Here is a 25908-nt window from a genome sequence, read left to right on the forward strand (position 1 = left end):
TGTGCAACTCAAAAAATTGAGCGGCTTGCCGTAACTTAGCGCCTGTTTTCTTGTCGACGACGGCTGGATTGTTTTTCGGAATACATATCTTTATCGGCCTGTTCGAGTAAAGCGTCGGGCGTGGTTGGATTATGGGGAGAGAATGGCGCTAGGCCGATACTGAGTGAAATATCATAGTCTTGAGCCAGATCTGTTGCACTCCTACAGAGATTTAATGCCCATAATTTAGGATCTTCGTGGCTGAGCAAGATTACAAATTCATCGCCGCCAATTCGAAAGGCCACTGCCCCTGCTGATTTGAATTTATCCGCGCAACGCTTTAATACTAGATCCCCCGTTTCATGGCCAAAGCGGTCATTAACAGGTTTAAAGTTATTCACGTCAATATATAACAGCGTGCCTGTTTCACCAGCTTCTAGCTTTTGCTTTAAGGTATAAAACAAGGCGCGGCGATTGCCGAGACCCGTTAGTTCATCGGTATTGGCTTGGCGCTCTAACTCGATTTTTAATTGATTCGAACGTTGTATTTCATTTTGATATTCGGTAATTAGCTGTTTTTGTGTTCGCGTGGCATTTACAAATGCCAATCCAATGAAATAAAACCCTATGGTCAGCAGCAGGCCATCAAGTATATCAAGTGGCTCTGCCCAGGGGGGCGGGACTAATTTATCGAAATAATCAAACAATAATGCAAACCAATAAATGCCTATCCCTAGGGATAAATGCTTGGAAGGGTTCGCCTGGAAAATGGGTTCACTTTGGATGTAGATGAGCACTAAGCTGGTGAGTAATAAGGCATACAGATCGCCCCCTTCAGAGATAGGTAAAGTATCCATGAGGATATGTACTGCCACCAGAAGGATAATCCAGTGCCAATTTTTAATCTTATCCATAGTGGGACAATTCACGCACGATGTATCGGTCTCAAGTATAGGTAGAGTTCAGTAAAATTCCTGCTTCGATTTGGATCTTCAGGCCCTAGTAGGTGTGTTGAGTTTTTGCCCTTGTGGGAGGCCAGACCTGACTGCTGCTAAGCCGCTTAAAGCAGGGTTGCAATCAATCCCAGCAAGGCACAGCCAGCAATGACTTGAATAACGTTGGCCTTAAATTTAAACAGCGCAATCGCCGCAATGATGGAAATCCCCACCGCGATGCCATCTATTTGACTGATGAGCTGTGAACCAAAACCGCTAAACCCGGTTGGCCACCATACGTGGTAGCCAAAAAAAAGCGCCAAATTGACAATCACGCCAACGACGGCCGCGGTAATTGCGGTCAGCGGCGCGGTAAATTTCAAATCATTTTGCGTGCTTTCGATCAAGGGTGCGCCAGCCAAAATAAAAATAAACGACGGCAAAAAGGTAAACCACGTCACCAAGCAGGCCGCCATCGCGCCGGCCAAGAACAGCGAATCGGGGCCAAAAACTGCTTTAACATAAGCGCCAACAAAACCAACAAACGCCACCACCATAATCAGCGGGCCCGGCGTCGTTTCGCCCAATGCCAAGCCGCTCATCATTTGGCTAGGGCTCAGCCACTGATAATGCGTGACCGCACCCTGATACACATACGGCAATACAGCATAAGCGCCGCCAAAAGTTAGCAAGGCGGCCTTGGTAAAGAACCAGCCCATTTGCGTGAACGTGTGTTCCCAGCCGTAAACAAAATACAGCAGCCCCATCGGCACAGCCCACAGCAGCGCTCCCGCAAGCAAAATGCCCGCCAGTCGCATCGGCTTAAAGCGCGCATGTTCTTGCACCGGCGTGTGGTCATCGATAATCGCTGCGCCCGCAGAGCTGGCGGTGGCGGCATGGCCGGCAGCGCTTTGAAAAAAGTCTTTACGGTATTGTCCGACCACATAGCCAATTAACGCTGCAACCAAGACAATGATTGGAAATGGAATCTGAAAAGCAAAGATCGCAATAAATGCCGCAGCCGCAATCGCCCAGAGCAGATTATTTTTTAGCGTGCGCGCGCCGATGCGGTGCGCAGCTTGCGCGACAATGGCCGCTACCGCGGGTTTGATACCATAAAAAATACCCGCCACCAGTGGCATATCGCCAAAGGCAATGTAAATCCACGAAAGGGCTATCAGTATTGCTAGCGAAGGCAGTACAAATAAGACTCCGGCGACAATACCCCCGAGCTTTTTATGCATTAACCAGCCGATATAGGTCGCCAATTGTTGCGCCTCTGGGCCTGGGAGCAGCATGCAATAGTTAAGCGCATGCAAGAATCTTTTTTCTGAAATCCAGCGGCGGCGCTCGACCAATTCTTCGTGCATGATCGCGATCTGCCCTGCAGGGCCGCCAAAGCTAATCCACCCTAATTTCCACCAAAATAACAGCGCCTGCCAAAAGCTAACCGAAGCAGGAGCATTGTGTGTTGTTGAATGGGGCATCGCAAGGCCAGTGAACGTTGAAATTGAAAACCGCTAGTTTAATGTTTTGGCTTTGATTTGCGCAGCAAAAACAGCCAATTTTATGTGAGGGACTGTCGCGATGCGCAGCAAGGTTCGCGATGGTGATGTAATAGCGATGTGGGTATTTTGGTAGTCAACCCAATCGGTTTCATTGTTGAAGTACAGATTCCGTAAGCAAATTGCTGCGCAGCTTTTTTCATCGTCTATAGTAAACGCAGCCCGATGCTGGCATCTGGCGGCTTTTGGGATGGTCTAATGCGAATCAATTGAGGTCGGAGATGTTCTTAACAGAAAAAAACAGCAATGAAATTCCAGTTTACTGTGTGCGGGGGGCCGCTGATATCGCGGGAATTGGCGAGATGTGGGCGCAGCTATCTGAATTACGCGAGCAAACAGCACAGATTGATTTATCTGGTGTTGTTTACGCCGACAGCGCTTTCCTACAAATGCTGTGCATATTAGATCGCGATGCCCCACAACTGAAACTAACCAATCCCAGCGATAGTATTTTGGCCTTGGCTTCGATTTTTAATCTTGAGCGCTTGTTTGCGAGGGCATGATGAGTCAGGCGGCCAAGCGATTGTTTTTCGTTGAGGCGCAAGAGCAATTGCTTGAATTGGAAAGTATTGTCCAGTCTATGCAGCCAGGCTCTCCAAATGACGAATCGCTTGCCGCATTATTCCGAATTTTTCACACGATCAAAGGTTCGGCCAGCATTTTTGATTTTCGGGTAATTGTTGATTTTATCCATCAATGTGAAAGCGAATTGAGCCAGCTGCGCGCGCAGCCCCAGCTATTAAATCAGGCCATGCTGGACGATTTATACCGGCAAATTGATCAGTTGACGCGCTTGCTACAGGCTGCCGAAACTGAGCAATTAGCAACTTCATCCCCGCAGATCGAAAATCAAACGCCTGTAACTGAATCGGAGTGGCATTTATCACTGCGTTTTGACGCTCAAGCCTTCCAAATGGGCATAGACCCCGCCGCGATCATCGATTTTTTGCGCCAGCAGGGGCGGATTTTGTACCTGCAAACCTTGCTCGATGATTTGCCCGAATGGTCGCAATACAATCCGCTCGATTGTTACTTCGCTCTTGAGTTGGGCTTGCAAACACAGCTTGGCCAAGATGAACTGCGGCAAAGTTTATCGTTACATTCGCCCTATTTACGGGCAGAAATTTTGTCCAAAAATGCGACCAATGCCCAATTTGAAGCGCTTGCCACACAATTATCTACTCATCCCGCGCGGCTAATGGCGCTTTGGCAGCAGTTGGGGGTAATCGCATTGGCAGCTGAGTCAACAACCAAGCCGATTACGTTTACTGAGCAAAGGCGTGGGGTCAGAGTCGATCCTGATCGGCTTGATCTGTTGATTCATTTGGTCGGAGAGCTGATTTTGGCGGGTGAAGGTAGCAATCTGCACGCGCAACGCTTAGAGGACGAAGAATTATTACAATCGCAGCACCTGATGAATCGCTTACTCAATCAATTACGCTCCCAAGCTTTGCAACTACGCATGGTGCCTATTAGCGATGCCTTTGAGCGCTTTCCCCGCGTCGTGCGTGAAACCGCAGAAAGCTTAGGAAAAATAGTGCGGTTTGAACGGCTAGGTGGGCAAACCGAACTAGATAAACAAATTATCGATCAGTTGTTCGATCCTTTATTGCATTTAATTCGCAACGCATTGGATCACGGCTTGGAAACGGTGGAACAACGGCGAGCTGCGGGTAAGCCAGATAGTGGCGTTCTGACCGTCTCGGCGCGGCAAGATGCGGGTTTAATCGAAATCGAGGTGCGCGATGACGGGCGGGGGCTGGATGAGCGCCAAATTCAAGAACGGGCCTGGCATTTGGGGTTAATTCAGCGTGATGAAGTGCTCGATCGCGAGCGCTTAGCACAATTGATTTTCCATCCCGGCTTTTCCACGTCGCACGAGGTGAATGCGCTTTCAGGGCGCGGCGTTGGTTTGGACGTAGTCAAACGCAGTGTTGAGGCGCTGCGCGGGCAAATTAGCCTGCATAGTGAGCCGGGGCTAGGGTGTGTCTTTAAATTGCGTATGCCTTTGACCTTGGCGATTGTACAAGTCTTTCGCCTGCGCGTAGCGACGGCGCAATTTATTATGCCCGTTGATCAAATTAAAGCCTGTTTTGGTTTACGAGACCCCAAGGCTGATCAGCTCAAGCATATTGCTTGGCAGGGTGAAATGTTGCCGCTATTGCATTTGGGCGCTTTGTTTGGCATTGCCTCACCCAGCGCCAAACGCCGTGATATTGCGGTGATTAGCCATGGTTCACAGCGCGTTGGGCTAGTGGTGGATGAGTTGTGCGGAGAAATGGCCGCAGTGATTAAGCCTATGCACGAGTTACTGCAGCAGTTACCGTGTTTGACAGGCTCAAGCACTTTGCCGGATGGGCAGATGGCTTTGCAACTCGATGCTCGGCAATTGATCGAACTGGCTGAGCAACGCGAGCAAGATAGCAGTCGGAAATCGCCTTTTATTATTCCATACGGTGCGGAGGTATTGAATGGAAGGTCTTGAAAGGTATGTTCTATCGGATTATACCCATAATTATTTGACGTTCTCCTTGGCGGACGAGCTGTTTGCTTTGCCCTTAGCCCAAGTGCGAGAAATTATTTTTTATCGCAACGTGAGTCCCATTCCGCTGATGCCTAATTTCATGCGTGGTATTTGCAACCTGCGTGGACACGTCATGCCCGTGATTGATTTGGCTGTTCGGCTTGGGCGTGAGCCACAGGCGTTGCATAAGCGCAGCAGCATCGTGATCTGCGTGCTGACTACCGGGCAATTATTAGGGGTTTTGGTCGACGCGGTATGCGATGTTTTGGTTTTACTGCCCGATACGATTGAGGCTGCGCCATTACTGGGTACCGAGATTCGGCATGATTTCATCCATGGCGTAGCGGCCTATCATGATGGTTTTGTCGTGGTGTTGGATGCGGAACGAGTGTTACACATGAGTGAGTTGGCTGAGTTAACGCAGCAAGCCCATTTAGCCTTTGCACAGCAATTTGCCAATTAAGCCCAGGGGAATGCCATGCCATCTCTGTCTTTAAAAGCGCGTTTCACTTTATTGCTGTGCGTCATCATGCTGAGTATTTTGGCGCTAGGCCTTTTGGGTTATTTAAAAATGAGTGCGATTAATGAGCGAGAAAAAATCGTCTCTGAGCAAGTCGAACGAAATATCGCACTGAATAATGCGATGGCGAGTACACAAAAACGATTCCTAACCCAAGTGCGCGAATTTAAAAATGCCCTACTGCGCAGCTACGACGAAGCGATGTTTCGCAATCACCATCAGCTATTTATCGAAGAAACTAAAGGCGTTGAGGCGGCGTTAGAGCATACGATTAATTTGACGGCGCTTGATACAAAAGAGCGCAATATGCTGTTGAAAATTCGCACGGATAGAGCAAAGGTCAATCAACAATATTTGCAGGTTTTGGCGCAGATTAAGCCTGGCACGCAAAATCAAGCTAAAAAAATTGATCAGGAAACTCTGGGGATCGATCGCCCAAGTAGTGAGGCCTTAACGCAATTAAGAGAGGAAATCTCTCAGCGTAGCAAGCAAAGCCTGCATCAAAGCCACTTAATGAGCGCCCAGCTCATACAAAATAGCGTACAGCAGTTTGTCGGCTCGGCCTTGATTGGTCTATTGATTCTATGCGTTTTATTGATCTGGCTCTATTACGATCAGCAACGTACTTTGGGGGGGGATTTGCGTGATGTGAACACATGGGTTGCGCAAATTGCCGGTGGCGATCTCACCGTCGATTTTCACGGCAAGCAATATCCGCAAGGTAGTTTGATGGAGTCGATGCAGGTAATGGTGGTGCGTTTGCAAGGGATATTTGTCGACATCCACAATAGTGCGCAGGCAGTGGCACTGGCTTCGGATCAAATGAGTTCCACCTCGATCAATTTGTCTCAAAGCGCCACCGAGCAAGCGAGTAGCCTAGAAGAGGTGACCGCATCGATGCAGGATATTTCTTCCGCGGTGACTTACAACGCCGATCACGCCACGGTCACCGAAAAATTTGCAACCACAGCAGCCGATGATGCAGGAAAAAGCAGCTCGACGGTGAAAGCCACCGTGCAGGCGATGAACGATATTGTCGAGCGTATCGACATCATCGACGATATTGCTTACCAGACCAATATGCTGGCGCTCAATGCCGCAATCGAAGCGGTACGCGCGGGTGAGCAGGGGCGAGGCTTTGCGGTGGTTGCTGGTGAAGTGCGCCAATTGGCTGAGCGCAGTCAAAAGGCCGCCAAGGAAATCGGCAAATTGGCTTCACGTAGCATCAAAGTGGCGGACGAGGCCGGTGAAGTGCTTGATGCCATGGTGCCCGGCATCCAGCGCACCGCCGATTTAAATCAAGAAATTGCAGCCTCTGCACGCGAACAATCGAACAATATTGCCCAAATCAATAATGCGCTGGCGGGCTTAAACGATATCGTGCAGCAAAATGCGGCGGCGTCCGAAGAGTTGAGCGCAGTAGCTGAGGAGATGGCCGGACAAGCGGCGACACTCAGGCAAAAGCTCGCCTACTTTAAACTGGAAAAAACGAGTGTGCTTGCCAGCCCACTGAAGGCCGCTTGAATATGTTTAAAGTATTGGTCATCGATGATTCCGCGGTAGTGCGCCAAGTTGTCAGCGATATTTTAAATAAAGCGCCTGATATCAAAGTGATAGGTGTGGCCAATGATCCCATTTTTGCCAAAGCAATAATGGAAAAAGATTGGCCTGATGTCATTGTGCTGGATATTGAAATGCCGCGTGTTGATGGCTTAACCTTTCTACGTCAGCTTATGCAAGAGCGGCCCACGCCTGTTGTCGTGCTCTCATCGCTGGCGCAAGAAGGCTCGGCCACGGCGATTGAAGCTCTGCGACTCGGTGCTTTGCATGTGTTAGCCAAGGCCAAACTCGGGATTAAGCAGCAGCTATTAGATGATGCCAGTAGCCTACTTGCTGCCGTCTATAGTGCGGCACAAGCTAGAGTGCATGCCGCTCATTTAATCACTTCCCAGAGTAGCGATATCGCGCAGCAGGTGAATGTCGGTGCAATGCAGCAAACGACCGATAAAATCGTGCTGATCGGCGCCTCGGCGGGGGGGACACAGGCTCTTGAATATGTGCTGGAGCGTTTACATCGAACTAGTCCACCCATTGCAATTGTGCAGCACATGCCTGAAGTCTTTACCGAGGCTTTTGCCAAGCGCTTAGATCAAATCTGCAAAATCGATGTACGAGAAGCTAAGGCAAATGATCGACTATTGCCCGGCACCGCTTTGATTGCCCCTGGCGGGAAGCATTTAACAATTAAGCGCAGCGGAGCCAATTATTTAGTCGATGTAATCGCAGGCCCACGGGTGAGCCGCCATTGTCCTTCAGTAGATGTGCTATTTCGTTCCGGTGCACAATGTGCCGGTGCCAACGCGGTGGGGATTATTATGACCGGCATGGGCGATGATGGGGCGCGTGGTTTAAAAGAAATGCGAGATAGCGGTGCAACTTGTTTTGCCCAAGACGAGGCGAGTTGTGTGGTGTTTGGCATGCCCAAAGAAGCCATTCGCCTAGGTGCAGCGAACGCGGTAGTGTCATTGCAGCAAATTCCCGGCATCATCGAAAATTTAACCTATACCAAATCCGCCTAACGCCGCATCAAGCTCGCAGTTATAGCGAGTTGGGTCGGCTGATTTTGTCACAAATGTGACATTTCGTATCGTTCCCTTTTCTAATGCAACGAAGACGTTTTTTTTAGCCTATTTTGTGCATTTTTACGGCAGAATAGGGGCAAATCCTGACGTTTTTGAGCTTGCCATGAAAAAGATCCGCAAAATCCTCGTCGCCAACCGTTCTGAGATCGCCATTCGAGTGATGCGCGCTGCATCCGAAATGGGCATTGCAACGGTGGCTATTTATGCCCGTGAAGATCGTTTTGCCTTGCATCGTTTTAAGGCGGACGAAAGTTATTTGGTTGGCGATGGTCAAAAGCCAATCGCGGCTTATTTAGATATCGAGAGTATTTTGCAAGTTGCCAAAGCGGCAGGCGTTGATGCAATTCACCCTGGCTACGGTTTCCTTTCAGAAAATCCAGATTTTGCCGAGGCCTGTGAGCGCGAAGGCATTCAATTTATTGGCCCCCGCGCCGACGTGATGCGCACCTTGGGTAATAAAGTCGCCGCGCGTAATGCTGCGGTGGCGGCGGGGGTGCCGGTGATGCCAGCGACTGGACCGCTGCCTAGCGATATGGACGAATGTCTGGCGATGGCGCAAGCTGTTGGCTACCCATTGATGCTGAAAGCGAGCTGGGGCGGCGGTGGTCGTGGTATGCGCGTGATCGAAAGCGCAGCCGATTTGCCGGGCAGCATTGCCACCGCGCGTAGCGAAGCGCTGGCTGCGTTCGGTAATGACGAAGTTTACTTAGAAAAACTGGTGCGCCGTGCGCGCCACGTTGAAGTGCAATTGCTCGGCGATAAGCATGGCAATTTGGTGCATTTATTCGAGCGCGACTGCACGATTCAGCGCCGCAACCAAAAAGTCGTCGAGCGCGCACCTGCACCGTATTTGAATGATGAGACGCGTAGCGAGTTGTGTAATGCCGCGCTGCGCTTAGGCCAAGCGGTGGGGTATAGCCACGCAGGTACCGTCGAATTTCTGATGGACGCCGATACTGGCAAGTTTTACTTTATTGAAGTGAACCCGCGTATTCAGGTTGAGCACACCGTTACCGAGCAAGTCACTGGCGTTGATATTGTCAAAGCGCAGATTCGCGTGACAGCCGGTGCCAAGCTCACCGACCCTGAAACCGGCGTTCCCGCGCAGGCAGATTTGCGCCTGAGCGGCCATGCGATTCAGTGCCGTGTAACGACGGAAGACCCGGAAAATAATTTCGTACCCGATTATGGCCGCCTGACTGCGTATCGCAGCCCAGCTGGTTTCGGTATCCGTCTGGATGCGGGTACTGCGTACGCCGGAGCGGTGATCACGCCGTACTACGATTCGCTGTTGGTGAAAGTGACCGCGTGGGCGGCAACGTCTCACGAGGCCGCGCACCGTATGGATCGCGCCTTGCGCGAGTTCCGCATTCGTGGCCTGTCGACCAATTTGCTGTTTTTGGAAAACGTCATCAGCCATCCACAATTTTTGTCGGGTGAGGCGATTACGCGCTTTATTGATACGACGCCAGAGCTGTTTAAATTTACCCACCGCCGTGATCGCGCATCGCGCCTGCTGCGCTTTATCGGTAATGTGGTGGTGAATGGCAACCCAGAAATGAAAGGCCGCAGCAAACCAGCGCTGCCTTTGTCTGAGCCGATCACGCCAAAAATTGTACTGAGCACCGAGATTCCACGCGGTACGCGCGATATTTTGCTCGAGCGTGGCGCGCAAGGTTTTGCCGACTGGATGAAAGCGCAGCCGCAAGTGTTGCTGACCGATACGACCATGCGCGACGCGCACCAATCGTTGTTTGCCACGCGGATGCGCACGCACGATATGGTCAAAATTGCGCCGCATTACGCGCGCATGTTGCCCAATTTATTGTCGATGGAATGCTGGGGCGGTGCGACGTTTGACGTGGCGATGCGCTTTTTGAAGGAAGACCCGTTTGCCCGTCTGCGCGAACTGCGCGCTGCGGTGCCGAATGTGCCGTTCCAAATGTTGCTGCGTGCGTCCAACGCCGTCGGTTACACCAATTACCCCGACAACGTCGTGCGCTATTTCGTACAGCAAGCGGCGATCAATGGCGTTGATATTTTCCGCGTGTTCGATTCGCTGAACTGGGTGGAAAACATGCGCGTTGCGATGGACGCGGTGATCGAGGCGGGTGGCGTGTGTGAAGGCACGATTTGCTACACCGGCGATTTGTTCGACCCAGCGCGCAGCAAATACAACTTGGCCTATTACGTCAAAATGGCCAAAGAGCTCGAAAAAGCCGGCGCACACGTGCTCGGTATTAAAGACATGGCCGGCATTTGCCGCCCACGCGCTGCGTCGGCCTTGGTCAAAGCACTGAAAGAAGAAGTCGGCTTGCCGATTCATTTCCACACGCACGACACCAGCGGCATCGCGGCGGCCAGCGTGTTGGCGGCGATTGAAGCGGGCGTTGATGCGGTTGATGGCGCGCTCGATTCAATGAGTGGCCTAACGTCGCAACCGAATTTAGGCGCGATTGTTGCCGCGCTGGAAGGCACTGAGCGTGCGCCGGATGTTGACTTGAATAATATGAAGTCGCTGTCGACTTATTGGGAAGGAGTGCGTCGTTTCTACGCGCCGTTCGAAGCCGATATGCGCGCCGGTACGTCGGACGTGTACCAGCACGAAATGCCGGGCGGCCAATACACCAATTTGCGCGAGCAAGCGATCGCGACGGGTTTGGAAGCGCGCTGGCCTGAGGTGTCACGCGCGTATGCTGACGTAAACCGCGCGTTTGGCGATATTGTGAAAGTGACACCAACGTCGAAAGTCGTCGGTGATATGGCGCTGTGGTTGGTGCTGAACGACTTAACGATGGCCGATGTTGAGAGCGCTACGCGTGATTTTGACTTCCCAGAATCGGTGATTTCGCTGTTTAAAGGCGAGTTGGGCCTGCCGCCGGATGGCTTCCCAGTCGCGCTGCAAAACAAAATCCTGAAAGGCGCAAAACCGCTGACCGAGCGCCCAGGCGCGAGCTTGCCACCAGCCGATCTGGAGGCGGTACGAGCTGAAGCTGAAAAAGCGACGGGTCGCAAGATTAGCGATGCGGATTTGGCGTCTTACCTGATGTATCCAAAAGTATTCCGCGATTTTGCCGAGCACCAAAGCCATTACGGTGATGTGTCGAAACTGCCAACACCGGTGTTCTTCTACGGGCTTGCCGAGCATGAAGAAGCAACGGTCGATCTGGAGCCGGGCAAATCGCTGATTATGACCTTGCAAGGTCAGACCGAAGTGCCGAGCGATGGTGAAGTGAAAATCTTCTTCGAACTCAACGGTCAGCCACGCACGGTACGCATTGCCAAAGCCGCTACTGAGGGCAAAGCCGCAGTGGCGAGCGCCAGCCATCAACGTGCTGAAGCGGGCAACCCAGCCCATATCGGCGCGCCGATGCCGGGTATGGTCGTTAATGTGGCGGTCAAAGCAGGGCAGCGCGTTGAAAAAGGCGATACTTTGCTCGCCATTGAAGCGATGAAGATGGAAACCGCGATTCGCGCCGAGTTTGCCGCAACGGTCAAAGACGTGCTGATCAAGCGTGGCTCAGCAGTCAAAGCGCATGATTTACTAGTGGTGCTAGAAGCGGTTTAATATAGTGCATTAAAATGAAATACAACGCCGACCTTTTAAACGAGGTCGGCGTTTTTACTGGATAAAAGGTATTGCCATGTTTGAAACCACCGAGCGCACCCGCACCCCAGATTACGCGCAATTGGAACTGCAATTGCAAAGCTTGCTCGCGGGCGAGCGCAATTTCGTGACGAATGCCGCGCAGTTTTCGGCGTTTATTTTCCAGACCTTGGCCGATTTGAATTGGGCGGGGTTTTATTTAGCGCAAGACCAAACGCTGCTCTTGGGGCCGTTTCAGGGCAAAGTGGCGTGCGTAAAGATTCCATTTGGCCGTGGCGTATGTGGTGCCGCGGCGCAGCAGCGCAAAACCATCGTCGTGGCCGACGTGCACGCTTTTGACGGCCACATCGCTTGTGACTCGGCATCAAATTCGGAAATTGTCTTGCCTGTTATCGTGGGCGAGCGTTTATTGGGCGTGTTTGATATTGATAGCCCACAACTGAATCGCTTTAGCGACGCCGACCAGCTTGGCCTAGAAAAGCTGGTCGCGTGTTTTGTGGCAATGACCGACGTGGCTTAATGCTGACAGCCAGGCCCGCATTGGTGAGGTACAGCGCTCGCTGTTGGGGCGCTTGCCGTACCTTTGAGTGCAATACCGACCGCACTCAGTTGTTTTTCATATTTCGGCGCTTGGCATTTGGGGCAAACGGTCAGTTGTGGATCACTCATTTTTTGCAAATGATCACCCTGATGACCGCATTCACTGCAACGGTAAGCATAAATTGGCATAGATACTCCGGTGTGTTGGATACGCAAAATATCATTTCTATGTCAAAGCTTAACTCATAAGTGGAGGTAGAAACAGCATCGGGAAATTGAGGATGGCTTTGCGGATTTAAATCCGTTATAAGAGAAATGTTCCTTGGTCTGAGCGTTTTGCGATGCTGAATCAGCAACTCTATCTCGTTGTGCTCTTGCTGCAGCAAACCTGCATTTTTATGGTGATTGCGTGGCTATTGGCACGCACGCCGCTCTTTACGCCGCTGATGCAAGTGTCGATTCGCTTGCCGCACAAGCTCACCTGTTACGTCGTTTTTTCCGGTTTTTGCATTTTAGGCACTTATCTTGGCCTGAAGGTCGACGATTCGATTGCCAATATCCGTGCGATTGGTGCTGTGCTCGGCGGTTTGTTGGGCGGGCCTTCGGTCGGGCTGGCGGTGGGTTTTACCGGCGGTTTTCATCGCTACACGATGGGCGGCCCAACCGATGTGGCGTGCATGGTGTCGACGATTTGCGAAGGTCTGCTCGGCGGCATGGTGCATCGTTTTCTGATTCGCAATGGGCGAGTTGATCTATTGTTTCAACCCATGTTGGTCGGCCTGGTAACGCTGGTGGCCGAAATGATGCAGATGTTGATTATTCTGCTGCTGACCCGCCCGTATTCCACCGCGTTTTCTGTTGTGAACCATGTGGCGCTGCCGATGTTAATTGCCAATAGCGTTGGCGCGGCAATGTTTATGCGATTGCTGCTTGATCGACGCGCGCTGGCCGAGCAATTTTCCAATGCTTTTTCTGCGCATGCGCTGCGTATCGCTGCCCGCACTGAGGGTGTGTTGCGTTCGGGCTTTAACGAAGCCAACTCGATGAAAGTGGCGAAAATTATTTCCGAAGAAACCGGCGTTGGCGCGGTGGCAATTACCGATAGAGAAAAGTTACTCGCGTTTACCGGCACCGGTTCAGACCATCATTTGCCCTGCACGCCAATCACCTCGCAGCATACGATACAGGCGATTCGTGATAATCGGGTTGTGTATGCCGATGGCAATGAGGTCGCGTATAAATGTTCGATCCACGCCGATTGCAAACTCGGCTCAACCTTGGTGATTCCGCTGCAAGACGCTGATGATCAGGTGATCGGTACGATCAAGCTGTACGAACCGAAAGGGCGCTTGTTTGCCAAGCTGAATCGCACCTTGGGTGAGGGGATCGCCAAATTACTGTCGCGCCAAATTCTAACTGGGCGGATCGAGGCGCAACGCGCGCTGCTGGCGCAATCCGAAATCAAATTGCTGCACGCGCAGGTGAACCCGCATTTTCTATTTAATGCGCTCAATACCTTGAATGCTGTAATTCGGCTAGACCCTGATCGCGCTCGTGCCTTGGTGCAGCATTTATCAACGTTCTTTCGCAAAAACCTCAAGCGGCCCGACGAAATGGTGACGCTGGCCGATGAGTTAGAGCATATCAACGCCTATTTGCAAATCGAGTTGGCGCGCTTTGGCGACAGATTGAAGGTGGCGGTTGAAATTGATTCGAGTTTTTTACAAACTCGCCTGCCGGCATTTTCATTACAGCCCTTGGTCGAAAACGCGATCAAGCACGGCACCTCGCATTTGCTCGGTTTGGGGCAACTGAAATTGTTCGCCCAGGCGGGCAGTAAAGCCAATACGCTGCTGGTGCACGTTGAAGACAACGCCGGTTTGTTTGAGCCGAGCCGCGGCGATGGGATGGGGATGAGTTTGGTTGATCGGCGGCTCAAAGCACGTTTTGGCCCAGAATACGGCTTAAGTGTAGAAAAAGAATCCGATCAATTTACCCGTATCACCTTGATGTTACCGTTGGCAGAGGAGTTGGCTTGATGCAGGCCTTATTAATCGATGACGAGCCGTTGGCGCGCGACGAATTGCGCAATTTGTTACTCGCCGAAGGCGTCGAAGTGGTTGGCGAAGCCAGCAATGCGATTGAAGGCATACAGCAAGTGAATCGCCTGCGCCCCGACGTGATCTTTCTCGATATCCAAATGCCGCGTATTTCGGGGCTGGAAATGGTCGCGATGCTCGACCCAGAACGCCTGCCGCTGATTGTGTTTGTCACCGCGTTTGACGAGCACGCGGTCAAAGCGTTTGAAGAGCACGCCTTTGATTATTTGCTCAAGCCTGTTGAAGCCAATCGCTTGGTTAAAACGCTGACTCGATTGAGAAAATCACTGGGTAGTCGACCCGACTACAGTGCGCTCGCGCCGCGCGAATCGTTAAAACAACTGCCTTGCCATCGCCATGATCGCATCGTGTTATTGCCGATTGACGAGGTGGAGTTTGTCACCGCGCGGCTCTCGGGCGTGTATCTGATTTCGCGTGATGGTAACGAGCACTTCACTGAGCTGACGCTTAAAACGTTGGAAGAAAAAACCAAATTACTGCGCTGCCATCGTCAGCATTTGGTCAACCCTGATCGTATCGCCGAAATCATCCACCAAGACGGTGGCGGCGCAGATTTATTGACTCGCGCGGGCTTAACTGTGCCGGTGAGTCGCCGCTTTTTGAAGTCGGTCAAAGAGGCTCTTGGAGTATTGCACTGAAGTCATTGTTTGATGGTGATTATGGGGCTATACCTATCGTAGTAATTTTGCCATTGCTTATTCTGCGCTAAATCAATATGCGCGCCGCTTAATCTGTGTAGCGCACCGCTTAATTGCACCCATAACCGCTCCCTGCTTTTTATGAACGCTTGCACAAAGCCCTGGCTTAGCATCAGCGTGTCTAAAACTATGCACTGAGGTCAATCATGAGCTCAATCAAGCAGTGGGGAGCGTGGGCGGCGGTGACGCTGGGCGGCGCATTCTCCTTTGCCATGCTCGCGCTGTCGCGCGGCGAGCACGTTAATGCCGTGTGGTTGGTGTTGGCAGCAATTTCTTGCTACAGCATCGCCTATCGTTTCTATTCCAAATTTATCGCAGAAAAAGTGTTCGAGCTCGACGATTCGCGCTTAACACCAGCAGTTCGTCGTAACGATGGCCTTGATTATGTGCCAACGAATAAGTGGGTGCTGTTTGGTCACCACTTTGCTGCGATCGCCGGCGCGGGCCCTTTGGTCGGCCCGATTTTGGCCGCGCAGATGGGGTTTTTGCCCGGCACGATCTGGATTTTGGTCGGCGTGATGCTCGCTGGCGCGGTGCAAGACTTCTTGATTTTGTTTATTTCAACGCGCCGCGACGGCCGTTCTTTAGGTGAAATGGCCAAACAAGAGCTCGGTACGATTCCCGGCTTTATTGTGATGGTCGGCGCCTTGGGCGTGATGATCATTATCTTGTCGGCGCTGGCGCTGGTCGTGATCAAGGCCTTGGCCGAAAGCCCATGGGGCGTGTTCTCGATTGCAATGACGATTCCTATCGCCTTGTTTATGGGCGTGTATATGCGCTACCTGCGCCCAGGTCGCATTATGGAAATCTCTATCATCGGTTTCGTGCTGATGATGGCGGCGATTGTCTTTGGTGAGAATATTGCTGCCGATCCATACTGGGGCCCATTCTTCACGATGACTGGCCCGCAACTGACTTTTGCGCTGGTGCTGTATGGCTTTATCGCGTCGGCCTTGCCTGTTTGGCTCTTGCTTGCGCCACGTGATTATCTGTCTACCTTCTTGAAAATCGGTGTGATTGCTGGTTTGGCGGTCGGTATTGTGTTTGCCGCGCCAGAGCTGAAAATGCCAGCGGTGACAAAATTCATCGACGGTACTGGCCCAGTTTTCTCGGGTTCATTATTCCCATTCTTGTTCATTACCATTGCCTGCGGCGCAATTTCAGGTTTCCACGCCTTGGTGTCATCAGGTACAACGCCAAAACTGGTTGAGAAAGAAAGCCATATGCGCGTGATTGGCTACGGCTCGATGTTGTGTGAATCGTTTGTTGCGATCATGGCGCTGATTTGTGCTTCGGTTCTCGATCCTGGTATCTACTTTGCGATGAACTCGCCAGCTGCCGTGATTGGTAAAACGGTAGAAAGCGCGTCAACCGTGATTAATGGCTGGGGCTTTGTGATCACACCAGAAATCTTGACGCAAATGGCCAAAGACGTCGGCGAGCATTCAATCTTGTCGCGTGCGGGTGGTGCACCAACGTTTGCAGTGGGTATGGCGGCGATTATTTCCGACATCTTCGGCAGCAAAGCGATGATGGCGTTCTGGTATCACTTTGCCATTCTGTTTGAAGCGCTGTTTATTTTGACTGCAGTCGATGCCGGTACGCGTGCTTGCCGCTTTATGGTGCAAGACACGGTGGGTGTGTTTATCCCTGGCTTTGCAAAAAGCACTTCATGGGCCGGCAATATGCTCGGTACCGCGGTGGCCGTATCGGGTTGGGGCTTCTTCGTTTACCAAGGCGTAACCGACCCATTGGGTGGTATTAATACGCTGTGGCCGCTGTTCGGGATTGGTAACCAGATGCTCGCGTCGATGGCCTTGCTACTCGGTACCGTGGTGTTGTTCAAGATGAAGAAAGAGCGCTACGCGTGGGTAACGATTGTGCCAACCGTATGGTTGTTCATCACGTCGATGACGGCTGGCTGGCAAAAAATCTTCCATGAAAATCCGAAGATTGGTTTCTTGGCGCAAGCTGATCGCTTTAAAGCGGCGATTGCTGACGGCACGATTTTGGCTCCCGCCAAAACCATCGCCGATATGGAACGCATTGTATTTAATAACCAGATCAACGCCGGTCTATGCGCCTTCTTTATGTTGGTGGCGGTGACGATGTTGATTGCAACGATTATTCATGTACGCAAAGCGCTTGGCCACGCGCATCCGACCGTGAATGAAGTTGGTAGCAATCTAAAAGTTGAGGCCAGCCGTGCTTGATCTGAGCTTTTTGCTCCCCAGCGCAGGGCGTGAACAGCGCTCTGCCTTGGCTGATGAGACGCTGCAGGATGAATATGATCGCTACGTGGCCGAACAGCGAGCTATTAATCCCTACGGCGTTTTGATGAGCCCGGAAGATTTTCGGCGTTATAGTCTGGGCTCTAACTGGTTGACGGATTCGAACTGGTTAGCGGACTTGAAAGACACCGCGCAAAAAGTGGTACAGACTTGTCGCTTGATGGTCGGGATTCATGATTATGAATATTACGTCGATCATATGCGCAGCCAGCATCCGGGCGCTACGCCATTCACGCGCGAGGAGTTTTATCGCTATTGCCTTGACGCGCGCTTTCCCGGCGCGGGCAATGTCAATAAATGCCCGTGTTAATTAAACCCATTCATTGGGCGTAGTACAAAGCAAAAGCCCAGTTGAGACTGGTAATGCCGTTCACTTAAGCCGTTCGTGGTGAGCTTGTCGAACCATGAATGGCGTGCATAACAGACAAAATGGCCGTTTCCCCTTCGACAAGCTCAGGGCGAACGGCCATTTTTTTGCTTAAGTGAACGGCATTAAGTAGTGTCTGGGTTTTTGCTTTTTATTCAGCCATTATGCTGTTTACCAAGCCAATTCAAGTGTTTTGATTTTATCCAGCACCTGCTCAGCTACTTGCTGATGATCACTTAAATTCGGGTGCCACTGGCAGGCGGTGAGTTGCAGCGGATCAAGGTTCAGATAATGAATCCGCGTATTTCCTACCGCTTTTTCCTGCTCAACGACGGCTTGTACATTCGGGCGCTGCTGATCATCGGGCCACAGCTTCATCGCGGTGAGGATGATTTGTGGGTTTTTATAACGCTCGTTCAGTTGGGCAATCAATTGGCGGTAGGCCGCCTGAAAGTCCGTGGCCCTTTGCTCGGTCGTGCGTTTTTCGCCGGCATTCACTGGCGTTGAAAAATCATTAATTCCTAAACCGATGACGACCAATTGCGGCTGCCATTTGGCATCAAGTTTGCTGCTGGCATCGGTGTGCAATTGGCGCGGGTAAAAGGTGCGAAAATCACGATCAGGCAAATTGCCGTTCCAGTTGCGAATCAGCCCCATGCCCGACATCGCATTGGTTTGCCATTGTGCGCCCAATTGCCGTGCTACTTTGATCGCAAAACCTTGGCTGATGTCGGTGCTGGCGCCAATCTCTGCGTCGCTGCATTCGCGTTTGGTCGATAAATTGGCCAGCGCCGCGGTGAACGAGTCGCCAATAAATTCAATTTTTCGCTTTGGTACTGCGGGCGCAGCCAACCATTGGCCTTTGTCCAGCGTAAAGCCGTGTACGGTGCCGATGTATTCTGGGGTTTCATTGCGGCGTATGAGTTCTATCGTGTGCTCGCCCGCGGGCAAGTTTTTAACCCTAACCGTGCGTTTACCCCAAGCTGGCGTAATTTGCTGGACCACTTTGCCGTCGATTTCAACGCTGTAAAAACTGCGCTCATCATTAAGCACCACACCGACCGATTCGCCGTTAAAACGTGCCGAAAGCGTCACTCCCGCCCATGTGGCCTGATAGCCTTTCTGTGTGAGTTGCCAGCGGCCACTGGTATGAATCTGCTCTGGGGTGGTATGAATTGCGTCGCTGGCTTGTACCGCCAGACTCAGCGTGCTGATCAATAGGGCTAGTAATTTTTTTTGCATAAAGCCTCCTCCTGATCGATCAGTTTACTGCCATTGAGCAGGAAAGGCTTTGATGTAAATGACTTTGTCATTCAATACAGACACACCCAGCTAAGCTGAGTGTGCCGGTATTGATGTAGTATGTATAGCTCAGAAGTTATTGCTAATATTGATCTGTAAAGATATACCCCGCTCTGACTTAGAAAACATCAAAGACTAGGGCTTCAGCGTGTTGTCCGTGTGCCAGTTGCAATTGTGTCTCGTGCGTTAGCATTGCTGCATCGCCTGCTTTGAGCACAATACCGTTCACCTCCAGTAGCCCGCGCGCGATATGCACGTATAATTTGCGCCCCATTTGAATCGGCGCTACATATTGCTCGTCGCCATCAAATAGCCCAACGTATAAGCGCACATCTTGGTGAATCAGCACCGAGCCATTTTCAGCATCGGGGCTGGCGACCAAGCGCAATTGCCCGCGTTTTTCTGCCTCGCTAAAGATCTTTTCTTCATACGATGGCGTCACGCCTTTTTGATTGGGCATAATCCAAATTTGCAGCAAGTGCGTCTCTTCAGTTTCACTTGGATTAAATTCGCTATGACGCACGCCCGTGCCGGCGCTCATGCGCTGCACATTGCCGGGGCGAATGATGCTGCCATTACCCATGCTGTCGCGGTGCTCAATCGCGCCTGAGAGTACATAGGTGATGATTTCCATATCCTGATGCGGATGCATGCCAAAACCCATGCCCGGCGCGATGCGATCGTCGTTGATCACGCGTAGCGCACCAAAATGCATGTGTGCCGGGTCGTAATACTCGGCAAATGAAAAACTGAAATTGGAATCGAGCCAACCATGGTTGGCGTGGCCGCGTTCTTCGGCTTTGCGTAGCGTAATCATCAGATTCTCCATCAATTCATTTGAACTCTGTATGCCATAATAAGTTGACGGCTGCTGCTTTGATAGCTAAAAGATCTGCCGAAATTATTCAAAATTTTCGATAAAGAATCCTGCGCTGAGGTAGGTTACACACGCGGATCTTCCAAAATAGGGCTGCAGGTCGGCTTCTTGTGCTACTAGGACGGAGTAAAAATATGCTGCGCTTGAGTTTGGAGTCGCTAGAGATCTTGGATGCGATTGCCCGGCGGGGCAGCTTTGCTGCCGCCGCAGAGGAGGTGCATCGCGTGCCGTCGGCGGTCACGTATATGGTGCGCAAACTCGAAGACGATATGGGCGTGGCGATTTTTGATCGCAGTGGTCATCGCGCCACGCTTACCGCTGCGGGGTTGGAGCTGCTGAATGAAGGCCGCCATTTATTGCGCGCGGCTAATGAGTTGGAGTGCCGAATCAAGCGGGTGGCCACGGGCTGGGAAACCGAATTATCCATCGTGATCGATACGATTATCCCGCAGCATTTGATTTACCCCTTGTTGCGCGATTTTGATGCGATTAATTCTGGCACCCGTTTGCGCTTATTGCATGAGTCTTTGGGGGGTAGTTGGGAGGCTTTGCTTGAACGGCGGGCAGACATTGCGATTGGTGTGATCGCCCAAGGCCCATCAGGAGGGGGGTATTCCACCCATGCATTGGGTGAGTTTCGCAGCGTCTTCGTGGTGGCGCCGAATCACCCCTTAGCTAACGCTCCCGAGCCGCTTGCCACACAGGTGATTATGCAGCATCGCGCGATTGTGATTCCAGATAGCGCAAGGCAAATGCCCGCTTATTCGTACAATATTTTGTCTGGGCAAGATATTTTGCGTGTGCCATCGATGGCCGATAAAGTGGCGGCGCAAGTCGCTGGCTTGGGTTGTGGCTATTTGCCGCTGCCGTGGGCCAAGCCTTATTTAGATCGTGGTGAGTTGATTGTGAAAGCGGTGTCAGAAGTGCGTCCGCAATCGCGTTTGTGTCATGCTTGGCGCAGTCAAGACGCGGGGCAGGCGACGAAGTGGTGGATTAATGCATTAACGCATTCGCCACTGATTCAGCAGTGGCTAAATGCAGAGGGATGATGGGTATTGCCTTATAGCTTAGATCAGTAAATGGCTAGGTGGCAATACCCTGTTTGCTTAGTGCTGACTGCTAACCGAATGCAATAGTTTATCGGTATACGCCAAAGCCGCCGCAGAAACGAGGAAGGCCAGGTGAATGATCACTTGCCATTTCATTGTTGCTTCCGACATTTGCGCGGCGTTGATAAATGTTTGCAGCAGGTGAATCGACGAGATGCTAATAATTGCCATTGAAAGCTTCACTTTCAATACGGTCGCGTTCACATGATCAAGCCATTCTGGCTGATCGGGATGGCGGTCAATGCGCAGGCGCGAGACAAAGGTTTCATAGCCGCCCACCGTCACCATCAATAACAAATTGGCAATCATCACCACGTCGATCAGTCCCAATACGCCCAGCATAATTTGCGTTTCAGACAAGGTGGTTAAATTGCTCATCATGCTAAATAACGCGGCCAAAAACTTATACGCATACACGCCTTGCACGATGATCAAACCCAGATAAATTGGTAGTTGCAGCCAGCGGCTGGCAAAAATCACTTTGCCTAAGAGGGGCGTTGGCATTGAGTCTGGCTTCGCTTGTTGATCGTGCATAAAGGTTCACTCGTGTAAATCAAAGGGTGGCGGTATTGTCTCTGTTGGCCTGTATCGCTGCAAGTCTGCTACCAAGAAAAAACCCCTTTGCACGAAACAAAGGGGTTTTAATTGGCAAGCGCTGAATTATTTTGCGCTAGCTTCTACTTGAATACGCAATGTCACTTCGTCGCTCACGGCTGGCACGTAAGCGGCCATGCCAAATTCGCTACGCTTAATTGTTGCTACCGCATCAGCGCCGCACGTTGGTTTTTTGCTCATAGGGTGCGGCGCACATTTGAAGGCGCTTACATTCAGGGTCAATGGTTTGGTCACGCCGAGCAAAGTGAAATCGCCGCTGACGCTGCTTAATTTGTCGCCGTCAAATTTGAATGACTTGCTTTTGAACGTCATCGTTGGGAATTTGCCCACGTTAAAAAAGTCTTCGCTAGTCAAATGCTTATCACGCGCCGCCCAGCCGGTATTCAGGCTGGCCGTGTCGATGGTGATATCGACGCTACCGGTTTTCTTTTCTTGATCTAGCGTGATCACGCCATCGGTTTTTTGGAAAGAACCGCGTTGAGTTGAGAAACCCAAGTGGTTGATTTCAAAGCTGGCGTAGGTGTGCGATGGATCCACGTTGTAAGTGACCGGCGCAGCTACCGCGCTGAGCGTTGCTGCAGATAAAATCGAAGCCAAAATCAGTTTTTTCATTGTATTACTCCTAGTGGGTATGTTAATGAGGCCTTTTATTGACCTGCTTTTCCGGTTAATACGAGTTTGTACTTCACTGTTACTTCGTTAGCGACCGTGCCTGTATCGGCCCATGCGCCATCGCCGAGTTTGTAATTCAGGCGCAGTAAGGGCACGCTGCCTTCCAGAATTAATTCAGCACCTTGCTGCTTCGCGCTCATCTGGCCGACCACATCACGGCTAATGCCTTTGATCGTTAATTTGCCACGGGTTTCAAATTTGCCGCCGCCCAGTGCTTTGACACTGGTCGCGGTAAAAGTGCCTTTCGGAAAGGCGGCTACGTCAAACCAAGCTTTCTTTTTGGCTTCGGCATTGCCATCCGGTCCGCCGACGTCAATGCTGGCCAGATCAACAACGATCTGTGCTTTGGCGCTTTCTGGCTTGGCTGGGTCAAAATCAATCGCCGTGGTGTAGGTTTTAAACAGGCCATCCACTGGCGTATTCATTTGGCTAAAACTAAAACCGATGCGGCTTTTTTGCGGTACCAAGGTTTGTGCAGCTTGTGCACCTAAAGCACCGATCAATAGCGTTGCAGCGAGAAGAGGGCGGATCATGCTGTGGTTCTCCGTAGGATTTATTTATGTTTCAAGAAAGGTAGCATCCGCGACAGCGTAGCATCTTTGTCGATGAAATAGTGTTTCAACGCACCCGCCACGTGCAGGCCGATTAACAGCAGCAAACCATTGGCGAGTAATTCATGAATATCTTTCAATACTTTGGCCAAATCTTCATTTTTGGCGACTAAATCAGGCATTTGCCACACGCCATAAAGCATGACGGGATAGCCCTTAGCGGAGCTAAGCATCCAACCCACCAGCGGCATAACCAGCATCAATACATACAGCAGATGGTGTACGCCGATGGCCAATTTGCGCTGCAGCGGCGGTAAATTCGGATCTACCGCAGGAGTACCCCGTACCAGTTTGTAGGCAAAGCGCAGTGCAAATAAGCCCAATACAGTAATACCTGCCCATTTGTGCCAAGCAATGAGTTGAAGTTTGAGCTTAAAGGTATCTGGCGCTAAGGGCGTATTGTCGAAAGTCCAAACCAGCGCAAAGGCACCGCAGATCAAGATGGCGGTGAGCCAGTGCAAGCTGATTTGCAGTGCGTTGTAGTTACTAGGGGCTGCTGACTTCATTGTGGAATCCTTATTCAGTTATTCTGAATTCGAAGTTGATCTTAAATGCGAATACTTCCTATTGATAGCAAAAATACTTGTATTGACTATTCAAAAAAATTGAACCAGATCAGTCTTTGCGTGCCATCCACGTAATTGTCCGTACCAAGTGGGCTGAAACACAGTAGAATTGCGCAAAAAAATTCACTGAGAAACTCAGGGGGAAAGATGGAAGATATTGAAAAATTCATCGGTGGGTTTCGCCGTTTTCAGCATAAATATTTTGGTGAACACAGCTCTTTGTTTGAAGAGCTGAAACAAGGCCAGAATCCAAAGACACTGTTAATTGGCTGTTCAGATTCACGCGTAGACCCTGCTTTACTGATGGACTGTGATCCGGGTGATTTATTTGTCGTGCGCAATGTGGCCAATATGGTGCCGCCGTACGAGATTGATGGGGCATATCACGGTGTTTCGTCGGCGATTGAATACGCAGTTGTGCATCTGGAGGTCAGTAAAATTATCGTTCTTGGCCATTCCGGTTGCGGCGGTATTCGCGCTTTGATGCAAAACCCAGAGTCGAAAACCGAGGCCAATTTTGTTGGCCGTTGGGTGCGTATTGCCGATTCGGCGCGTGAGCAAGTGCAACGTGAATTGGCGCATAAAGACGAAGAACGCCAAATCCGCGCCTGTGAAATGGCGGCGATTATTGTTTCACTCGATAATTTAATGTCATTCCCCTTTATTGCCGAGCGTGTTGAAGCGGGCAAACTGAGCTTAATCGGCTGGTATTTCGATATTCAGCAAGGTGCGCTCTACGACTTTGACCAAGGCATTAACCGTTTCCGCCCCTTGGTAACGGCGATTACCACGCCTTAATGACCAAGATAAACCGCGCTTCGCTGCATTAAATGGATGGCAAATTCCACTCGCGCAGCGAGGCTCCCCTCAAGAGGGGACGGGAGGGGGGAGTAAAACATCAAGGCTGCAGATTCAAGGCCTTATTTCTTAGGCTCGGCTTTGCCGAGATTTGGAAAATGTTGCCTCACCTCTTGCTCATCAGCCTGAGCCGCCCGTGGGCGGCTATTTCTTTGGCAACCAGCCCTCGATTTTGCTGATGATTTCTTTGTCATCAGGTTCGGTCATCGAGCTATAGGCCGTGACCGTTTTGCCATCGGGCGCGATCAGGTATTTGTAGAAATTCCATTTCGGGCTGGTGTCAGAAGCTTTGATCAGCTGCTGATAGAATGGGTTGGCGCTTTTGCCAGTGACGCTGGATTTTTCCATCATCGGAAACTCGACCATATAGGTGAGTTTACAAAAATCGCCAATTTCGGCGTTGCTCTCCAATTCTTGCTTGAAATCATTCGATGGAAAGCCAATCACCAATAAGCCGCGGCCTTTGTACTTGTCGTACATCTGTTCCAGCTTGGTAAATTGCTTGGTAAAGCCGCATTTACTTGCGGTATTGACGACCAAAATCGGCTTACCAGCATACTGGCACAGATCAAAAGGCTGGCCTTGCAGCGTTTTAAATTTGTGCTGGAGTATTGGGCTGCAAGCAGCATTAGCCAAGCCACTGATAAGAATACCGCCAAGTAGTATTGCAAAGCGCATGATGTACTCCTGCCCAATGTTGATGTTTAGAGTTTAAACATACTGCGTAATTGTGTTGCCACGCCATGATTTTCATTACTACCGATCATCGGCAGATTGGGGTGCGCGGCTTTCAATTTTTCACTCGCGTTGGCCATTACAAACGCTGTACCGGCCACGCCGAGCATTTCAATATCATTTTGCCCGTCGCCAAAGGCGATGCAATGTGTTTTATCAGAATCGAGCCGGCTTAATACCGCTTGCAATGCGTGCCCTTTGGATACGGTGGGCGCCATGACTTCTAGGCAATCATGCGCTGAGAACGTGATGTACACTTGATCGCGGTACTGGGCCAAGATTTTGGCTTCGATTTCAGTTAATTGAGCGTGCTCGCCAATATACAAAATTTTGGCCATGCCTTCGCCGGAGTGGTTTTTCAAATCGCACACTTGATAGCCAAAGCCCGAATCTTTGTAATACACACCGACCAATTCAGGGCAGTCGCGCTCGACGAGCCAGCCTTCATCGACGTAGGCATTGAGCAGTGAACCGGCAGAAAATTCAGGTTGCATCAGCGTTCTAGCCAAGGCCGGATCTATATTTTCGGCGTAGATTTCTTCATCATTGGGCGCATGCACGCGTGCGCCGTTGGAAGTGATCAAATGCGCGGGAACGCCTAAAACGCTGCGGATGCCCTTCACATCGAGAAAGTGACGACCGGTGGCGATAGTGATGTTGATGCCTTGCGCCGCAAGCGCCTGAAACGTTTCGGCGGTATACGGATCGACTTTGTGTTCTGAGTCGAGCAAAGTGCCATCGAGGTCGGTAACAATCATCGTGTGCATGCAAAAAC

General features: G+C 51.0%; 24 protein-coding genes. 13 read left to right on the plus strand and 11 right to left on the minus strand.

The window, feature by feature from the left end:
- Positions 1 to 35: 35 nt before the first annotated feature.
- Both NT239_14020 and chrA read right to left on the minus strand, forming a co-directional pair.
- The gene (locus tag NT239_14020) at positions 36 to 893 is read right to left on the minus strand and encodes a GGDEF domain-containing protein (protein XGA70865.1); all 858 of its coding nucleotides are present in this window, start codon (positions 891 to 893) and stop codon (positions 36 to 38) included.
- A gap of 146 nt (positions 894 to 1039) precedes the next feature.
- The gene (chrA, locus tag NT239_14025) at positions 1040 to 2401 is read right to left on the minus strand and encodes a chromate efflux transporter (GenBank protein XGA70866.1); all 1362 of its coding nucleotides are present in this window, start codon (positions 2399 to 2401) and stop codon (positions 1040 to 1042) included.
- Positions 2402 to 2700: 299 nt separating this feature from the next.
- Between chrA and NT239_14030 the strand changes: the two genes are divergently transcribed.
- The 7 genes from NT239_14030 to NT239_14060 all read left to right on the plus strand — a co-directional run bounded on the left by NT239_14030 (position 2701) and on the right by NT239_14060 (position 12292).
- The gene (locus NT239_14030; GenBank protein XGA70867.1) at positions 2701 to 2982 is read left to right on the plus strand and encodes an STAS domain-containing protein; all 282 of its coding nucleotides are present in this window, start codon (positions 2701 to 2703) and stop codon (positions 2980 to 2982) included.
- Positions 2979 to 4964, plus strand: coding sequence for a chemotaxis protein CheA (locus tag NT239_14035; GenBank protein XGA70868.1), 1986 nt, complete (start codon positions 2979 to 2981; stop codon positions 4962 to 4964). Before NT239_14030 ends, NT239_14035 begins: the two co-directional genes overlap by 4 nt.
- The gene (locus NT239_14040) at positions 4951 to 5466 is read left to right on the plus strand and encodes a chemotaxis protein CheW (protein XGA70869.1); all 516 of its coding nucleotides are present in this window, start codon (positions 4951 to 4953) and stop codon (positions 5464 to 5466) included. The genes NT239_14035 and NT239_14040 overlap by 14 nt, the downstream gene beginning before the upstream one ends.
- Positions 5467 to 5481: 15 nt before the next feature.
- On the plus strand, positions 5482 to 7047 hold the full coding sequence (locus NT239_14045) for a methyl-accepting chemotaxis protein (GenBank protein ID XGA70870.1): 1566 nt from the start codon (positions 5482 to 5484) through the stop codon (positions 7045 to 7047).
- A gap of 2 nt (positions 7048 to 7049) precedes the next feature.
- Positions 7050 to 8102 (plus strand): chemotaxis response regulator protein-glutamate methylesterase, encoded by a 1053-nt coding sequence (locus NT239_14050; protein XGA70871.1) that lies wholly within the window; start codon positions 7050 to 7052, stop codon positions 8100 to 8102.
- 166 nt (positions 8103 to 8268) lie between these two features.
- A complete protein-coding gene (locus NT239_14055; protein ID XGA70872.1) occupies positions 8269 to 11733 on the plus strand; it encodes a pyruvate carboxylase in 3465 nt (1154 codons plus the stop codon).
- 76 nt (positions 11734 to 11809) lie between these two features.
- The gene (locus NT239_14060; protein XGA70873.1) at positions 11810 to 12292 is read left to right on the plus strand and encodes a GAF domain-containing protein; all 483 of its coding nucleotides are present in this window, start codon (positions 11810 to 11812) and stop codon (positions 12290 to 12292) included.
- Here the strand turns inward: NT239_14060 and NT239_14065 are convergent.
- Positions 12289 to 12501: a zinc ribbon domain-containing protein gene (locus NT239_14065; GenBank protein XGA70874.1), complete on the minus strand. Its 213-nt coding sequence runs from the start codon at positions 12499 to 12501 to the stop codon at positions 12289 to 12291. The two genes, NT239_14060 and NT239_14065, sit on opposite strands and share 4 nt — an antisense overlap.
- Positions 12502 to 12653: 152 nt before the next feature.
- Between NT239_14065 and NT239_14070 the strand changes: the two genes are divergently transcribed.
- The 4 genes from NT239_14070 to NT239_14085 all read left to right on the plus strand — a co-directional run bounded on the left by NT239_14070 (position 12654) and on the right by NT239_14085 (position 17731).
- Positions 12654 to 14351 carry a sensor histidine kinase gene (locus NT239_14070; protein ID XGA70875.1) on the plus strand — a complete coding sequence of 566 codons (1698 nt, stop codon included), beginning with the start codon at positions 12654 to 12656 and terminating at the stop codon, positions 14349 to 14351.
- Positions 14351 to 15070, plus strand: a complete 720-nt coding sequence (btsR, locus tag NT239_14075) for a two-component system response regulator BtsR (GenBank protein ID XGA70876.1) — start codon at positions 14351 to 14353, stop codon at positions 15068 to 15070. Before NT239_14070 ends, btsR begins: the two co-directional genes overlap by 1 nt.
- A 206-nt stretch (positions 15071 to 15276) precedes the next feature.
- Positions 15277 to 17343, plus strand: coding sequence for a carbon starvation protein A (locus tag NT239_14080; GenBank protein ID XGA70877.1), 2067 nt, complete (start codon positions 15277 to 15279; stop codon positions 17341 to 17343).
- A gap of 124 nt (positions 17344 to 17467) precedes the next feature.
- A complete protein-coding gene (locus tag NT239_14085) occupies positions 17468 to 17731 on the plus strand; it encodes a YbdD/YjiX family protein (protein ID XGA72818.1) in 264 nt (87 codons plus the stop codon).
- Positions 17732 to 17959: 228 nt separating this feature from the next.
- Here the strand turns inward: NT239_14085 and NT239_14090 are convergent, their stop codons facing one another.
- A complete protein-coding gene (locus NT239_14090) occupies positions 17960 to 19030 on the minus strand; it encodes a GDSL-type esterase/lipase family protein (protein XGA70878.1) in 1071 nt (356 codons plus the stop codon).
- A 178-nt stretch (positions 19031 to 19208) separates the two neighbouring features.
- The gene (locus NT239_14095; protein ID XGA70879.1) at positions 19209 to 19907 is read right to left on the minus strand and encodes a pirin family protein; all 699 of its coding nucleotides are present in this window, start codon (positions 19905 to 19907) and stop codon (positions 19209 to 19211) included.
- A gap of 194 nt (positions 19908 to 20101) precedes the next feature.
- Here NT239_14095 and NT239_14100 point away from each other — a divergent pair, with 194 nt between their 5' ends.
- Positions 20102 to 21016: a LysR family transcriptional regulator gene (locus NT239_14100; protein XGA70880.1), complete on the plus strand. Its 915-nt coding sequence runs from the start codon at positions 20102 to 20104 to the stop codon at positions 21014 to 21016.
- Positions 21017 to 21073: 57 nt separating this feature from the next.
- Here the strand turns inward: NT239_14100 and NT239_14105 are convergent, their stop codons facing one another.
- From NT239_14105 to NT239_14120, 4 genes are all read right to left on the minus strand, one after another.
- A complete protein-coding gene (locus NT239_14105; protein XGA70881.1) occupies positions 21074 to 21610 on the minus strand; it encodes a TIGR00645 family protein in 537 nt (178 codons plus the stop codon).
- A 126-nt stretch (positions 21611 to 21736) separates the two neighbouring features.
- Complete coding sequence (locus NT239_14110) at positions 21737 to 22303, minus strand: YceI family protein (GenBank protein ID XGA70882.1); 567 nt, start codon at positions 22301 to 22303, stop codon at positions 21737 to 21739.
- 35 nt (positions 22304 to 22338) lie between these two features.
- Positions 22339 to 22896 carry a YceI family protein gene (locus NT239_14115; GenBank protein ID XGA70883.1) on the minus strand — a complete coding sequence of 186 codons (558 nt, stop codon included), beginning with the start codon at positions 22894 to 22896 and terminating at the stop codon, positions 22339 to 22341.
- Positions 22897 to 22916: 20 nt separating this feature from the next.
- A complete protein-coding gene (locus NT239_14120; GenBank protein XGA70884.1) occupies positions 22917 to 23480 on the minus strand; it encodes a cytochrome b in 564 nt (187 codons plus the stop codon).
- A 207-nt stretch (positions 23481 to 23687) separates the two neighbouring features.
- On the opposite strand from NT239_14120, the gene NT239_14125 reads away from it, so the two are divergent.
- The gene (locus NT239_14125) at positions 23688 to 24338 is read left to right on the plus strand and encodes a carbonic anhydrase (protein XGA70885.1); all 651 of its coding nucleotides are present in this window, start codon (positions 23688 to 23690) and stop codon (positions 24336 to 24338) included.
- A gap of 204 nt (positions 24339 to 24542) precedes the next feature.
- Here NT239_14125 and NT239_14130 read toward each other — a convergent pair whose 3' ends face one another.
- The gene (locus NT239_14130) at positions 24543 to 25076 is read right to left on the minus strand and encodes a glutathione peroxidase (protein XGA70886.1); all 534 of its coding nucleotides are present in this window, start codon (positions 25074 to 25076) and stop codon (positions 24543 to 24545) included.
- Between the two features lie 26 nt (positions 25077 to 25102).
- Positions 25103 to 25900 (minus strand): Cof-type HAD-IIB family hydrolase, encoded by a 798-nt coding sequence (locus NT239_14135; protein ID XGA70887.1) that lies wholly within the window; start codon positions 25898 to 25900, stop codon positions 25103 to 25105.
- Positions 25901 to 25908 lie beyond the last annotated feature (8 nt).

Origin of the sequence: Chitinibacter sp. SCUT-21 (genome assembly GCA_041874755.1) — a bacterium.
Taxonomy (GTDB): domain Bacteria; phylum Pseudomonadota; class Gammaproteobacteria; order Burkholderiales; family Chitinibacteraceae; genus Chitinibacter.